The 14981-nt window shown below is 45.9% G+C and carries 15 protein-coding genes and 1 riboswitch; of the genes, 6 read left to right on the top strand and 9 right to left on the bottom strand.

Annotated features, from left to right (window positions below; all coding sequences use genetic code 11):
• Positions 1–54: 54 nt before the first annotated feature.
• The 7 genes from LROSL1_RS11420 to LROSL1_RS11390 form a co-directional block, all read right to left on the bottom strand.
• Positions 55–711, bottom strand: coding sequence for an energy-coupling factor transporter transmembrane component T family protein (locus LROSL1_RS11420; protein WP_178914645.1), 657 nt, complete (start codon positions 709–711; stop codon positions 55–57).
• Positions 708–2129 carry an ABC transporter ATP-binding protein gene (locus LROSL1_RS11415; protein ID WP_178914644.1) on the bottom strand — a complete coding sequence of 474 codons (1422 nt, stop codon included), beginning with the start codon at positions 2127–2129 and terminating at the stop codon, positions 708–710. The genes LROSL1_RS11420 and LROSL1_RS11415 overlap by 4 nt, the downstream gene beginning before the upstream one ends.
• A 38-nt stretch (positions 2130–2167) precedes the next feature.
• Positions 2168–2752, bottom strand: coding sequence for an ECF transporter S component (locus LROSL1_RS11410; protein ID WP_161001819.1), 585 nt, complete (start codon positions 2750–2752; stop codon positions 2168–2170).
• 134 nt (positions 2753–2886) lie between these two features.
• Positions 2887–2976, bottom strand: a riboswitch (TPP riboswitch).
• Positions 2977–3096: 120 nt separating this feature from the next.
• Positions 3097–3705, bottom strand: a complete 609-nt coding sequence (locus tag LROSL1_RS11405) for an ECF transporter S component (protein ID WP_017261523.1) — start codon at positions 3703–3705, stop codon at positions 3097–3099.
• 50 nt (positions 3706–3755) lie between these two features.
• Positions 3756–4073: a DUF4870 domain-containing protein gene (locus LROSL1_RS11400; RefSeq protein WP_017261522.1), complete on the bottom strand. Its 318-nt coding sequence runs from the start codon at positions 4071–4073 to the stop codon at positions 3756–3758.
• 605 nt (positions 4074–4678) lie between these two features.
• Entirely contained in the window at positions 4679–5650 is a 972-nt protein-coding gene (locus tag LROSL1_RS11395) for a nucleoside hydrolase (RefSeq protein WP_178914643.1), read from the bottom strand.
• A gap of 156 nt (positions 5651–5806) precedes the next feature.
• Positions 5807–6706 carry a LysR family transcriptional regulator gene (locus LROSL1_RS11390; protein ID WP_178914642.1) on the bottom strand — a complete coding sequence of 300 codons (900 nt, stop codon included), beginning with the start codon at positions 6704–6706 and terminating at the stop codon, positions 5807–5809.
• A gap of 168 nt (positions 6707–6874) precedes the next feature.
• Between LROSL1_RS11390 and LROSL1_RS11385 the strand changes: the two genes are divergently transcribed.
• The 3 genes from LROSL1_RS11385 to LROSL1_RS11375 all read left to right on the top strand — a co-directional run bounded on the left by LROSL1_RS11385 (position 6875) and on the right by LROSL1_RS11375 (position 9057).
• Positions 6875–7756 carry an alpha/beta fold hydrolase gene (locus LROSL1_RS11385; RefSeq protein ID WP_178914641.1) on the top strand — a complete coding sequence of 294 codons (882 nt, stop codon included), beginning with the start codon at positions 6875–6877 and terminating at the stop codon, positions 7754–7756.
• 120 nt (positions 7757–7876) lie between these two features.
• A complete protein-coding gene (locus LROSL1_RS11380; protein WP_178914640.1) occupies positions 7877–8449 on the top strand; it encodes a hypothetical protein in 573 nt (190 codons plus the stop codon).
• Between the two features lie 5 nt (positions 8450–8454).
• Positions 8455–9057 carry a cadmium resistance transporter gene (locus LROSL1_RS11375; RefSeq protein ID WP_162129498.1) on the top strand — a complete coding sequence of 201 codons (603 nt, stop codon included), beginning with the start codon at positions 8455–8457 and terminating at the stop codon, positions 9055–9057.
• A gap of 68 nt (positions 9058–9125) precedes the next feature.
• On the opposite strand, the gene LROSL1_RS11370 is transcribed toward LROSL1_RS11375, so the two are convergent.
• Positions 9126–9776, bottom strand: a complete 651-nt coding sequence (locus LROSL1_RS11370) for a metal-dependent transcriptional regulator (protein WP_026017100.1) — start codon at positions 9774–9776, stop codon at positions 9126–9128.
• A 472-nt stretch (positions 9777–10248) separates the two neighbouring features.
• On the opposite strand from LROSL1_RS11370, the gene LROSL1_RS11365 reads away from it, so the two are divergent.
• Together LROSL1_RS11365 and LROSL1_RS11360 are read left to right on the top strand one after the other, a co-directional pair.
• Positions 10249–12087, top strand: a complete 1839-nt coding sequence (locus LROSL1_RS11365) for a heavy metal translocating P-type ATPase (protein WP_178914639.1) — start codon at positions 10249–10251, stop codon at positions 12085–12087.
• Positions 12080–12445 carry an iron chaperone gene (locus tag LROSL1_RS11360; RefSeq protein WP_404825807.1) on the top strand — a complete coding sequence of 122 codons (366 nt, stop codon included), beginning with the start codon at positions 12080–12082 and terminating at the stop codon, positions 12443–12445. Before LROSL1_RS11365 ends, LROSL1_RS11360 begins: the two co-directional genes overlap by 8 nt.
• 665 nt (positions 12446–13110) lie before the next feature.
• Here the strand turns inward: LROSL1_RS11360 and LROSL1_RS11355 are convergent.
• Positions 13111–14313, bottom strand: a complete 1203-nt coding sequence (locus LROSL1_RS11355; protein WP_178914638.1) for an aminotransferase-like domain-containing protein — start codon at positions 14311–14313, stop codon at positions 13111–13113.
• A gap of 215 nt (positions 14314–14528) precedes the next feature.
• Here LROSL1_RS11355 and LROSL1_RS11350 point away from each other — a divergent pair, with 215 nt between their 5' ends.
• Positions 14529–14975, top strand: a complete 447-nt coding sequence (locus tag LROSL1_RS11350; protein ID WP_178914637.1) for a CopY/TcrY family copper transport repressor — start codon at positions 14529–14531, stop codon at positions 14973–14975.
• The last annotated feature ends 6 nt before the right edge of the window (positions 14976–14981 follow it).

The raw sequence follows: 14981 nt of genomic DNA, 5'->3' as shown, positions 1-14981 counted from the left end.
GAAAGTATGAGAAAAGACCACTGATTTTAGTGGTCTTTTCTCGTAGCGATTATGCTATTTAAGCGGACTGAATAAAATTGCCTGTAACCCAACAATACTAATCACCGTTACGACATAATTCCACCAGGGAATCCGAATAACGGTCCGGTGTGTGCGTGGGGCATTCTCGGTAAAACCGTGTGACGTCATGGCTTCAGCGAGATTCTCCGACCAGTTAAGAGCGGCGACGATTGACTTGAAAAGCAACTGTGGTGACCAGAAGTGAAGATCGATGCCACGCATTTGTGCGCTGGCACGGATGATTTTAACTTCACTGCGAATCTTTGGCACAAAGTTAAAGGCACCAAGCATGCCATAGACAAACGTTGTGGGAATGTGTGCGTTTTGCTCAAGTGAGGCTAGCGTCTTTTCTGTTGTTGTGGAGAGGGTGAATAATCCGCCAAGAAAAGCATACGCATAAATCCGCGTTGCCATTACCCAGGCAAAATGGACGCTCTGAACCGTTGAAAAGTACCGGATGGAGAACCAGATGCCGACTGCTGGAATTAAGGGAACAAGCAGCAATCGAACATAAGAGAGAAGCGGTGCACGATGCCACAACATGACCAAAACAGAAATAGCGATGATAACGACGTTTGCCCAAATGACTGAAGTGAAGGAGATTTCTACACCGACAAAGAGTACAAGACATAATAAAATTGTTGGATTCATAGGCGTGCCTCGTAACTAAGTTGATGGTTGTTCAGATGAAGATGATAGTCTGCATATTGACTGACATCAGTGAGTTGATGTGTAATCATCAACACTGTATGATGCTCTTCCGTTACAGCATGGCGTAATAGTTTAAGGATGGTGTGAGCGGAAACCAAGTCTAGCCCAGTCAGCGGTTCATCTAACAACAGTGTGGGGACATCCATAATCAACATCAGTAAGACCTGTAATTTTTTCTTTTGCCCTTCGCTTAATGAGTACACGACCTGATCATCGCGACCAGATAAATCTAGTGAAGCCAATGTCGCGTTAATACGATTTTGCGTCCAAGCTGCGGTTTGCTGATATTTAAGGCTGAGCGCAATTTCTTCCGCTACAGTAATGGTTAGAAACTGACTTGCGGCTTGTTGAAAGACGAGGGCAACGTATTGTGCGTATTTTCGAGCGCGCAATTTGCTGATTTCCTGTCCTTGCCATTGGAGAGAACCGGTGTAAGTTTGCAATTTTACCAGTGCATCAAACAGTGTTGACTTGCCCGTGCCGTTTGCGCCAGTGAGCACAACGAATTTGCCTTGGGGGATGTTCAGGCTGGCATCGTTAATGAGTGGTGCTTGGTGGCCCACTGTGAAGCCATCTAGTGTGAACTCAGGCGATAGTTCAGCGGCTGGTAGGGCAATGGGCGCAGGCTGATGTTGGCGTTGTTCAAAAGCGGCGAATCTTGTCTGTGCCTCACCGGAGTCAGCTTGATGGACTTGGTGACGTTCACCGTCAAAAATATACAGTTGATCAATGAGTGGTTCATAATCGGATAAATCGTGATCTGCGACAATGATTGTTTTGTGGTATTTTTTCACTAATGTGGTCAGTTGCGTTAACAGAAATAAACGGGCATCTGGGTCAATGTTAGCAAACGGCTCATCTAGTAAGATGACCTCAGCGTTCAGCGCAACAATCACAGCTAGGGAGACCTTTTGTTGCTCTCCACCGGATAATGAGGTGAACTTTCGGTCAGCGAAATCCGTGACGCCAGCAAAATCCAGTGCGTCATTAACCTGAGCGTCCATTTTATCAGCGGGAACTTGCAAATTCTCGAGTGTAAAAATTAACTCATTGCGTGGCGTTTCCATCGCAAATTGTTGACTGGGATTTTGAAACATCATCGCTACGAGTTGAGCACGTTTGGAAGCTGGCAAATCTACTACCGGCTGATCATTAACCGTGATAGTTCCGGTCGCTTCGCCCATAAATGCGGGATATAATCCGGCAATCAGTTTGAGCAGCGTGGATTTCCCAGTGCCAGACGGCCCCGTCAACAGGTTAAAGGTACCGCCATCAAACGCTAAGTTTTGGTGCTCGATGACAGGCGGTAATGTGGGTTCATAGTGAAATGTAACATCGTTCAAATTAATCTTTGACATGCAGACAAGCTCTTTTTCTTAAGAATTAGCGGTGCTTATTAAGCGTGACGACGGTCCAATAAATGTGACCGGTCAAGCAACTTTGTGACTGCAGAAACCAGCAGGGCGCCGAAGACCCACATGGAAATGAAGCGGGTGATGAACAAGGCGACAATCATCCACGGGTGATAAGCGGCGTAACCGGAACGGACCAAGTCCCAAGCAAACGTCACGATCGCGGTCGTCAGGGCAGATAGCGATAAACTCGCCATGTCATAACGGCGGTACAGGGTGAACGTAAATCCAAGTTCCGACCCGAAACCTTGAACAAAACCAGAAATCAGTGTACTTGGGCCCCATTGACCCCCGATAATGGCTTCAACGGCTGAGGCGAGAAGCTCGCCAATCGTTGCTGCACCAACCTTTTGCAACATGAATGCTGCCAGCGGACCGGCCATCGTCCACAGGCCCAACAGAATGTCGTTTGCAAACGGCGCCATACCAAGTGGCGTTAGGGCTAGTGTCAGTCCGTTGTACAGAAAGCCTGTGACAAAGAAAATAATCCCCATAAAAATGGATGTAATGGTGATCAAAATGACATCGCGTAAATGCCACCGGTTAGAATGTGCTGCTTTTTGTTGCATTGCCTTTCCCTCCGTGTTGAGGATGCTGCTTGCCCGCAAAATAACCCGATGATTGCAAAAAAAGACCTCTCACAATCGTCGAGCCTGATGTGAGAGGTCGTATTTCCGTATTGAAAATAACCCGTTTTTACACGGATTCCGGTTACGTATCTCCCTTCGCCGGTATTAACCGGATCAGGTTCAATGGGTTTTATCTCAGCCAAATGGCACCCCAGATATAATGTTATTACGCAATTATCTTAGCTGAAACCGGTTCATATTTCAAATGAAACCTTAGTGAGAAGTCAGCGACCGACGTTTAAAAATACGCTTAAGTTTAGTCAGCAAACAAACGTAGCTCTTAATTAGCGTGAGCGGCGAACGGCTAAAATGGCTCCACCGATGATTGGCACAATAATGATGCCGGCAATCATTTCCGCAATTCCATTGACGCCAACCAGTGATAATAAAATCCACGTGAAGGTGCCACTGTGCGGAATACCAGGAAAGTAGATGTGGAACATTACGATGGTAATCCATGAGAAAATAACAACTAACGCCGTATTGGTAAATGAAGCCATGAAGCCTGACAAAGTTAATGCCCAACCACGATGTTGTCGTTTGACCGCCAATTCTTGAAAAATGTACCCAACGACGATTCCAATCATTACTCGTGGCAAAATCGCGGTGACAGGATTACGAAATAGGAAGGCACCAAGGTTGTAGACTGTCGTCCAAGCCTGAATGAGTGACGCTAGACCCCAGACGCCACCGATAAGGCCGCCCCACCATGGGCCCATGACAATTGCGGCAATCGCGACGGTAAATTGAATGATTGAAATTTGAATGCCCAGTGCAGTGAGTCCCAAGGGAATGTAACCTAAAAAGGGTACCAAAACCTGAACAATGATAATCGCAATAAACAACGCAGCCAACACAAGGTTGCGGGTATTTGTGCTTGAACTTGATTTCATATGGTTAGCCTCTCGGATAAAAGTTTAGTCCTCAATCGTGGATGAACAGTCTAGTCGAGCAGGACACGAATGCCCATGACGATGTTATAAAACCACAATACTAATGACGCAAGACCAAATGCTCCGATAAAAAGGAGTGTTAACCAACCCATCCCAGCGTTTGGTCCGATGGTTAGTCCGTAAACAGCCACGAAGAAGAAAATTCCGAAAGCCATCAATGTTGGCAATAACTGTGTCCAGAAGGCACGTGCGGCATGTGTTGTTACATCGCGTTGTCCAGCGGCTGCAATCCAAACGACTAGTGGAAATAAAACGGGTAGAAATAGAATGCTTAGGTAACTGAGGGCACTTAAAATTTTATGTGTCATGATACCTCTCCTGTATTGATAAAATTAATACTTTTATTTTACGCTATCCCGTTTGATCACGCCAAAAGTTTTGTTCAGAATCGGCCGTCTACGAGATAGTGTGAACGGTTGTCGATATTGATACGCTCCGCCGTGGGACCGTCCGCAACCTAAATTCGGGCACACTCCCGAATTAACGTTACTTTCACGGCTCGGTATCAATATTAACGCCTATGTCTAACGTGATCGAAATTTCCGCATGAACAGCATTTACTCTCAAACGATGTTTTGTACGCATTATTTCATTGGTATTTTAGCGCTTCACTAGTGGAGTGAAGCTGATTGAAAACAGAGTTCCGTGTCGACAACACTTAGCGGCATGAACTGGGCCGCTTAGTGTTGTGGGACGACTTCTGAGACGAACTGTGGCTCAGAATCGAAGGTGAAAACTGCTGGTTTTGCAGGTTGAACCTGGTCCCATGGAACGGCGATTCCAATCGGCGTAAGGGCAGTGATCTGTTTAAAGCTACAGGTTCACAGGAAGATGTGTGAGACAAAACGACTCCGCCAATTGAGGGGGAGTCGTTTCGGATATTTAATATCGCACAAGGCGATGTTAGTTAATTTTAGTGTTTGGCGAACAAGTTGGTTAACAAGTCCATGAAGTGGGCGAGGTAACGGTCCTTGTCGACATCCACAGCAACCTTCATGTTGGTTGTTGGGTCGTTCAAACGTGCAGTGTCACCGATTGTACGGCCAACATCGGCAGGGTTAGCTGGGTCATCATGGGTAACTTTCATGTTCAAATCGATCAACTTAGCATAGCTAGGATCGATGGCAACACCAACGGCCAATGGGTCATGAATGGCACAACCGTTTTTGTCGATGTCCAAGTTGTAGTAGGCGTCGATGTAGTAGTCGGTGATGTCGGCATACTTTTCACCAGCAACCGTACCTAAGTCACGCCATTGTTGTGTTTCCTTCTTTGTTAACAGCGTCCGCAGGGTAACATCTAAGCCAACCATGGTTGACTTCAATGGTGAACGGAAGACACGGTCGGCAGCGGCTGAATCTTGGTTAATGTTAGCTTCTGTGAAGGCTGTAACGTTACCAGGAACCGTCAAAGCACCACCCATAAAGGTCATGTTACCAATTAACTTAGCGATTTCAGGGTCTTTAGTGATGGCTGCATCCAAGTTGGTTTGTGGGCCAGTTGGAACCAAAATTAAGTTGTCACCGTATTTATGAGCAGCATCGATGATGAAATCAACCGCGCCTTCAGATTCAACGGCACGTTTGGCCTTTGGCACCTTAACTTCACCGATTCCGTTGACACCGTGAATCTTTTGACTGATTTCCATCACGTCAAAGTGATCCGTGGTGCTTGAGTGTGATTCACCCAAGAAGACAGGCACATCAGTGGCACCCAATAATTCCAATAGGTCCAGTGAATTTTCAGCTGATTTATCAACCAGTACGTTTCCGTATGATGAAACGATCCCAATCAGATCAACTTCTGGTGAAGCAACCGCATAAGCAATAGCCAGGGCATCGTCAACACCAGTGTCCAAATCAAGAATCATTTTCTTTGTAGCCATCTTGTAACCCCCGAAAAATAAGATTTAACACTGTGAAAGTGTCTATTTACACTCTCAATAATAGACGAATGAAAGCCCTTACTCAAGTCCTACCGTTCATTTCTCATTTTCTTATTAAGTTAGTCCAGGCCAAATGCGAATAGACCAGTGACAAGGTTAATCAATATCAGTAGCAGGGATAGCGGTTGGTAGCTGGCTTTTGATGGTCTGAACCATTTGCTCAACAGTGGCAGGGTGCCAATTTTTACGGAACAATAGCTGAATGTGTAGTTTCGTGGGAATGTTCGGAGTTAAACGTTTTAGCAGTCCATTTGCTAATTCGTCCTGGATTACGAAATCTGGTAGAAAACTGAAGCCCAGACCAGCGCTTACGGTTTGCTTGATGGCTGCCAAACTCCAGACTTCCATCGTTTGAATATGTGTCTCGGAATATTGTTGACGGCGATACTGTTCAAACGCCCGTCGGTAGCCACACTGTTTTTCATTGATAACGAAGTGAGCTTGCGGTTGTGCCAATATAGCTTCCAGTGTGGTCGGCGCATCTCTGGCCGCAACGAGCGAACAGCGTTGTTCGCCTAAGTCGATGACTGATAATTGTGGATCTGGCTTAAATAATGGCCACAGCATTAGGGCAACGTCGGCCTGGTCGGATAGTAACAGTTTGCGGTTTTGAACACAGGTTGCATTGTTAATGGTGAGATCAACGAGGGGATTGTGTGCGGCAAAACTTTGCAGGATCGGATTCAAACCGTACAACATTAACGATTCCGGGACCGACAAACGCAGTGAGCTACTCAGTTGATGTGGTGTTGCCAAGTCGGTGACTTGTTGATAGCTCGCTAAAATAGCGTCAGCAAGGGGAACCAGTCGTTTGCCAGCTGGGGATAAACGTAGTGTCTTACCACGAAAAAGAAAGGGGGGTTCGCCGATGACACTCGCCAGTCGTTTCATTTGCGCAGTAATTGTTGATTGCGTGTAATTAAGTTCGGTAGCGGCAGCCGAATAACTTCCGGTCGCCAAAATGATTTTAAATGTTCGAAAGTACTGAATATCCATAAGTATTGCCTCCAGCGGTGACATGAAAGAGAACTATCACTTTTTTGTCCTTTTAATGTGATTCAATATTTTCAATAGTTTAGTTTAAAAAGTTCAATTTTTATGAACACTAATTTGTTCTTATACTAAATAAAAAGAGAACGTTGCACAAGTTGGAGGCAATTTAGAATGGAAAAAATAATTGATACACAAAATCTGCACATGGCCGTTAACATCAGTGGTCCTAGTGATGGCCAGCCATTGATATTACTCCACGGCTGGCCGGATAGTTGGCACACTTGGGATGCAATGCTGCCGATATTACATCAAGCAGGTTACAAGACGTTTGTTCCGTCACTGCGGGGATTTGGCCACACTTGCTTTCGACATGAACAAACGCGCCGGACCGGTAGCTTTTTCGCATTGGCTCAAGATATTAAGGATTTGATCGATGTACTGCAATTGGGGCAAGTGCGGTTGATTGGTCAAGACTGGGGCGCGTTTACAGCGTTAATGATGAGCAACCTATGGGGGACGGCCATTGTTCGCAGTAGTGTAGTCCTCGCAGAGGGGTGGCAAACGTTTGGAAACCTATCCCTAGATCAAATTCAAAATTTCTGGTATCAGTGGTTCATGACAACGGAACAGGGTGAGCGTTACGTGTGCAATCATCCATTAACATTTGCCGAACACATGTGGCAATCGTGGAGTCCACAATATGAACTAACTGATGCGGATCACGCTGATTTTGAAGAAACATTTGCCAATCCAGATTGGGCAGCGGTGACGCTCGATATGTATCGGTCTCGCTGGGGGTATGCACCGACGGATGGGAATTACGCACCGTTAGCTGAACGGGTACAACGAAATGATCGAATTGCAGTGCCAACGTTAAACATAATCGGTCGGGCCGATGGTTGCACTGATTATCACCAAGCTAGTTCAATGGCATCGTTTATGGATGGCCCATTCAAACAGGAATTGTGGCCGCAAGCAGGACACTTTCTCCAACGAGAACAACCCACGCGAGTCGCCAATGAAGCCATTCAGTGGTTTGAACACACTAAATAACGTAACTAGAAAATGACGCTGTGACAAAATAACAAAATAATCATAGCCAATAAAAAAGATGGACGCGCTTGTCGAAAACCATAATAATGGAGAGGCAATTGACAAGGTGGGACATTCATCATGATGACAGTGATTTTGAGTTTACTATTATTAATTTATTTTATCCGTGGTCAGTTTGGGTTTGAACGCCCTAAACGCTGGCGATACTGGTTAATTCCGATTTTTTCATTAATTATGTTTGGCGTGACGTTTAAATATAGCGGCGTCAACGTTATCATCGCGTTGGGGATGTTGATACTTGGTACCGTAATAGGTGTGTATCAAGGCCAATTTGCCACGATTCGTCCGATAAAAAAGTCAAATTTAGAAGATCGCGTGGAAGTACGTGGTGGGCTTCACTACCTCATCGGGTGGGCGTTGATTTTAGCGATTCAAGTGGTTGCTGAAGCGATTCTGAAACACGAGGAACTTGCCATTGTGGCGGTGTCTAAGGAAGCTTTTCAGGGCGTCATCGAGGAACTATTTCCACTTCGACGAATTCACGGCGGTGGTTGGTGGGTTCTATGGGCCTTGTCTGCTAGTTCCAGCCTGAGTTATACCTTAACTTTGGGACGTCGTTCACCGGCCTTCTGGGCAACGATTAAGCGACATGCGCGACGTGACGAACGCCGTGCTGACCGGAAACGGATGTGATGAGCATGGCGTTGATATGGTCAGCAGTCGTGGCTTTTTTGGTCACGAATACAGATGATTTAATTCTGTTAATGTTGTTTTGGGGAATCGTGCGCACGGTCCGTGACCGGACGATCGTCATTGTTGGTCAGTATGCCGGGATTCTGTCACTGGTTGCGGCCAGTTGGCTACTTAGTTTAGGTTTCATGACAGTCCCAACAAAGTGGGTCGGTTTATTGGGACTGCTACCGTTGACTGTTGGGGTTGTCAATCTTTGGAAATGGGTCAAACGGCCACAAGCCGTAACCGAAGCCACGGCGGAGGAAGCCAGTACTGTTTCCGCAATATCTGGCAAACTCTCCGTGGCATTGGTTTGGAGTGTGACCGTCGGTGATGGTGGGGACAATCTAAGCGTCTACATCCCGTTTTTTGTACATCAACCGTTGTGGCGAATGGTCACAATTGTTTTCGTCTTTATTGTGATGACGGCTTTTTGGCTATGGTTAAGTAACCGTTTGGTTCAAACGAAGGCTATCGCTCATGGCATTGAACGGTTTGGTACATGGTTGATTCCATGTCTGTTCATCATCATTGGTCTATTTATTATTTTAAGTAGCGGTTTATTTTAAACAAAACTCAAAAGGCGATTTCACCACGTTTTTGCGTGCTGAAATCGCCTTTTTGGAAAACTATTCAATTATAATTTATCAACGAAAATATTGTTGGCGGCCTTAAAACTGACATCAACAGTAGAACCATCGGCTTTCGCTAACGTCAACGGGCCTTCAAACGGTGCATGACTTTTGATCGTGTACGTTTGTTCGATAGAGAAGTTGAGGCTTTCCAAGTAGTCCAGCAAGTCGTGGTTATCCACGAACCGTGCCAAACGAATCTTTGTGCCATCTGCAACTTCGTCCAGCGTTGTCCGGCTGCCGACTTCGTAGTTACCAGCCTGATCAGGAATGGCACCGCCATGTGGACAGTGACCAGGGTGATCTAGAAAGGCATCAAGTGCATCAATCATATGATCACTTGAGCTGTGTTCCAGTTTTTCCGCCTCTTGATGCACTGTTGCCAAAGTGTAGCCTAATTTTTGAAATAGGAAACACTCCCATAAACGGTGTTTACGAACCAGTTCCTCAGCTGCCTTACGACCAGACTTAGTTAGTGAGATCCCAGCATAAGGTGTGTGTGACACCAACCGTTCTTCCACTAATTTATTGATCATTTCAGTAACTGACGCCGCCGCAATGTCGAGACTCAACGATAATTGTTTATTTGAAACTTTTCCAGAAACGCCACCTAATTCAAAAATCATTTTTAGGTAGTCTTCCTTCATAGGAGTCATTTTATTCCACCCGTTAATTTAATTTTGTGCGTTACAACATTTATAGCCCATTTACGCATAAATAACAAGTAAATGACGGCGAAGATAGAGAAAAAGTAAGTGGCGTCACGATTGGTTTTAAGCGATTTTTATATTGTTGAGTGATTGTCTCGGTATAAGCATTTAAATTGTCTCTTATTAATGATTGCTTGATAATTATTATGTTGCAGATAATTATCGCCGTATAAGACAGGGACCTGTTCCCCTGTCTTGTAGCATAGCTGTTAACAAGTTGCATTTGGCACACTCTTGCGCTTCTTTTTGAAAACAACAGTGTCGAAATAACCGTATTCTTAATAATTATTGAGACCAATTTGAGGTTGAAATATTTTATGAATAAATAGAGTACAAAAACAGGCTATTTATTGATTATTTAGAATGATTCTAATATAATGAAATTAACAATCACCACACAACTAAGGAGAGGATACCCATGAAAAACCGGCAAAAACTGAGTTTGATCATTTCGGTCGCCGTCATTGCATTAGTGTTGCAATTTATCGCACATCAAGCGCTTGCTGCTCAGTGGTTGATTACAATCGTAGGGGCGGTAATGGCGTTTGGAATGTTGATGGGGATGATTCGAACGCTACGCAGTGGTAAATATGGCGTCGACCTCCTTGCAATTACAGCGGTGGTTGCCACACTTGCTGTTGGTGAGTACTGGGCCGCGTTGGTTGTTTTAGTTATGCTAACTGGCGGTGATGCGTTGGAAGATTTTGCATCACGGCGTGCGAACAGTGAGTTGCAGGCATTACTGGATAAAACACCCGAAGTTGCGCACCGCGTGACAGATGACACCATCACTGATGTCGACGTTGATTCATTAAAGGTTGGCGATCGCTTGCTAATCAAGCCCGGCGAAATGGTTGGGGCTGACGCACATGTCGTTATTGGGACGTCCACGTTTGACGAATCTTCTTTGACCGGTGAAGCACGGCCAGTTGAAAAGGGCGTTGGAGATGAAGTGATGTCTGGTGCAGTGAATGGAGATCAAACCATCACGGTTCAGGTTGACAAACTGGCGGCTGATAGCCAATACCAAAAGATTATTCAATTAGTTCGTGAAGCGGAAGCACGGCCGGCGCATTTCGTGCGCATGGCGGATCGCTACGCTGTGCCATTTACATTGATTGCTTATGTGATTGCAGGAATTGCCTGGTTCATTTCTAAAGACCCAGTTCGTTTTGCGCAAGTGTTAGTAGTTGCGTCGCCATGTCCATTGATTTTGGCGGCACCGACTGCGCTAATTTCTGGGATGTCACGGGCATCACGCAACGGGATCATCGTTAAAACTGGGACAACTCTTGAAAAACTAGCTGATGCGCGTAGTATTTCGTTTGATAAAACTGGGACGATCACGAATGGTGTTCTAAGCGTTGATCAAGTGATACCGGAAGGCGCAACTACAAATGATCAGTTGTTGCAGTTAGCGGCTAGTGTAGAACAGGGCTCGAGCCACATTCTGGCCCGATCATTGGTTGAACATGTTGGTGCACAACATTTGGTACCCGTTAGCGATGTGGCGGAATCTACAGCAAACGGCGTGAGCGCACAGGTTGATGATCATCTTATTAAGGTCGGCAAACTTAGCTTTGTGACCGAAGAAAAGTTATCGCCACAGCAGCAAACTGCCGTATATGTCTCATGCGATGGTAAATATTTGGGTGCCATTACGTTTATGGATACCATGCGAGACGAAGCGCCGGCAACCATGAATTGCTTGCGTCGCTTGGGTGTGGATCATATTATGATGTTGACGGGTGATCAACGACAAGGCGCCATGACCATTGCAAAGCAGGCTGGCGTTGATGACGTTCACGCTGAGTTATTGCCAGCGGATAAGATTGCTGCGCTCAAACAAGTGCCGAAAAATTTACGACCAGTCATTATGGTCGGGGATGGCGTGAACGACGCACCATCGCTGGCAACCGCTGATGTCGGCATTGCAATGGGAGCCCACGGGTCGACTGCGGCTAGCGAGTCCGCTGATGCTGTTATCGTGAAGGATGATTTGAGTCGTGTAGTGAGTGCCCGTATCATTGCCGCGGATACTATGCGAATTGCCAAAGAATCCGTGCTGATCGGGATTTTCGTTTGTGTCGGCCTGATGTTGATTGCGGCTACTGGAGTTGTGCCCGCATTAATTGGTGCCTTGTTGCAGGAAGTCGTGGACACTGTGTCGATCCTTTCTGCATTGCGGGCTCGTCGTGGTAAGAAACGACCAGCAAGTCAGTTAGCCGGATTAAAAGCGGACATCGTTAATGCCTAGGCATGGAATCGAGGAAAAGATGACGGTGATCGAACAATATATCGCGGATCAGCCAGCAGAACGGCAGGCGCGATTGAACGAATTATACGTATTGTTGAAGGCAGAGTTGCCTAATGCACAAGAGAAAATCTCGTACGGTATGCCAACATTTTATGGTCAACGTAACATTATTCACTTTGCGAATATGAAGCACCATACCGGTTTGTATCCTGGCGCGGAACCGATTGCGTTGATGCAAACGGAGTTAAGTGATTTTCATACTAGCAAGGGTGCTATTCAACTGCCACTAGACAAACCGCTGCCGGTTGACTTGATCAAAAAAATTGCTCAGTTGGCTTTGGCACGTGAGCAACGGTAGATTGTGGCTGTCGTGACAGCTTTCGCTGCCGGTTGGCAACATTGACACGCCGCCGTGGGACCGGTTTAAGCCTTCTAAAAACCGAAGTCTTTCACCTCGCCGTCGAGCCTCGTGAAGCCCGCGAGTCTTGACGTCCGTCCGTGATGTAAATCTGAGCAAAATCACTCAGATTAACATCACATGCACGGCTTGGTGTCAATGTTGCCGCCCTTTCGCTCACATAGCAGTGATCACCACGTCACCACTAAAACAGACAACACCACGTTCAGACATTGTCTAGTTTCTGGTAATGCTGTCTAGATGTGGAAATTCCTGTGATTTTTCACAACGCTAGAGTTGTTCCCATATGTGAGATAGTTAAAAATCTTTAGAGCGGGCTTTGGTTATGTAGTGGAGCTGACCGGCGACAGAGTTTCGGTGTCGACAATACTTAATGGCGGGGGCTTGGCCATTTAGTATTGTGGGACGACTTCTGAGACGTACTGTGGCTCAGAATCGAGGTTGAAAACCGCGGCTTTTGCGGGTTGAGACCGGTCCTCACGGAAACGGCGTCGCAGGTCGGCGTAACGGACGAATATTATGTACAAAAAGTAGCGTCCAGACTATCAAAAAGTTGATAATCTGGACGCTGTTTTTTGAATGATTCAAAGAGAGGGCGGAAAAACTTACTGCACTTTGACAGTATTTTCAGTCAGTGCAGTTGCCAGTCGTTGAATGCCAGCAGTGATTTGTTGTTCATCAACACCGGAAAAGTTCAACCGCAGGCCATTGTGTACGTTTTGATGAGCGAAGAAGACTTGACCGGGAACGTAACTGATATGTGCTTGCGGCATCACAACATCCTGTAACAATGCTTGTGTGTCGACATTTTCTGGCAGTGTCAGCCAAACGAAGAAACCACCATCAGGGCGTGTGAATTTAACTGTGTCTGGCATGAATTCGGTCAGTGCGTTAAGCATCGCATCTAGTCGATTGCGATAGGTAGTCAGCATGTTAGCCACATGTTGGTTTAAGTCGTTGTTATCCAAAAAGGCAGACACAGCATGCAACATAATGGCTGGTGATTCAAGATCACTGGTTTCTTTCAGTTGACGCAGTTTATTGATGACCATTTCATCCGCGACCACCCAACCGGTACGCAAACCTGGCATTAAAATTTTTGAGAAGCTGCTGATGAAAATAACACGACCATGGCGGTCAAAGGATTTAATAGCCGGCAATGAGTGACCGTGGTACCGCAAATCGCGGTATGGTGTATCTTCAAGAATGTAGAAGTGATATTCTTCAGCTAGTTCAACCAACCGCTTCCGTTTGGCAACGGACATCGTAACACCGGTGGGATTATGAAAATCCGGCACTGTGTAGACCAGTTTGATATTGGGATGGGTTTTCAACAATGAGGCGAGTGCATCAACATCCATACCGTCGTCTTCCATTGGCACATCTAAGTAAGTAGGACCATATTGATCAAACGAAGCAAGGGCACCAACATAAGTAGGTGTTTCGACAGCGACTTCATCACCAGTGTCGAGCAGCAACTTGGCTACTAAATCAATGGCCTGTTGGCCGCCTTGGGTGACCAATACATTATCAGCCGTGGCATTGATACCAGCCGTTTGGTGAACGCGATTGGCCAGTTGTTGACGAAGGTGAACGGGGCCAGCGACCTCTTGATACTCAAATAAGTGGTTACCCGCAGTATCGATGGCGGTGTTAAAGGCGTTTTGCATTTGTGCGGTTGGAAACAGGTCAGGGTTGGGATTGCCAGCGGAAAATTTAATTCCGTCTGGACCTAACTGCCCACCAAATAACTGTGCCAAACGACTTTCTGTGCCAATGGCGGCACGATCTGCAAATAATTCACTCATAACTGTCGCTCCCTCTCTTTTACTTGTTGCCAAGTATAAAGGATGTCATTGAATAAATAAAACTCAACTTTTTCAATCTAAAGTGAATTTAATTCATCATAAAATTAAAACCCATGTGTTCATACCAACAAAACAACATCGTTGAAAAAACACGATTACAAGTGTAAACTTTACTCATCGGAACTAGTTAAAGATGACGAAAGGTGGTTATCAACATGGAAGCCACAGTAAAACTTGAAATTAGCGATGCGGAATGGGAAGTAATGCGAATTGTGTGGACGTTAGGTGAATCGAACAGCCGCCAGATTACCGAAATTTTAGCTGACAAGATGGGCTGGAAGTCAGCCACAGTTAAGACACTACTGGGGCGTTTGGTTAAGAAGCAGGCGCTCACAACGAGAAAAGACGGTAACGCGTTCATTTATACGCCGTTGATTGCTGAACAAGATGCCATGGATAGTGCAACACGCGCTTTGTTTGGCCACCTGTGTCAGATGAAAGTCGGTCAAACGTTAGCTGACTTGATTGATGATCTGACGCTCAGCAAGGCAAACATTGCTGACCTGCAAGCTCAATTGGCGGAAAAAGCTAAGACGGCGCCGGAGACGGTGGCATGTGATTGTTTGCCAGATGGCTGCGATGCCATGAAGCAGGAAGCTTAATTAAAT

It is taken from the genome of Furfurilactobacillus rossiae, from assembly GCF_013394005.1.
GTDB lineage: Bacteria > Bacillota > Bacilli > Lactobacillales > Lactobacillaceae > Furfurilactobacillus > Furfurilactobacillus rossiae.
Note: the sequence above shows the minus strand (reverse complement) of the source record. Positions and strands in the feature narration are given on the sequence as shown.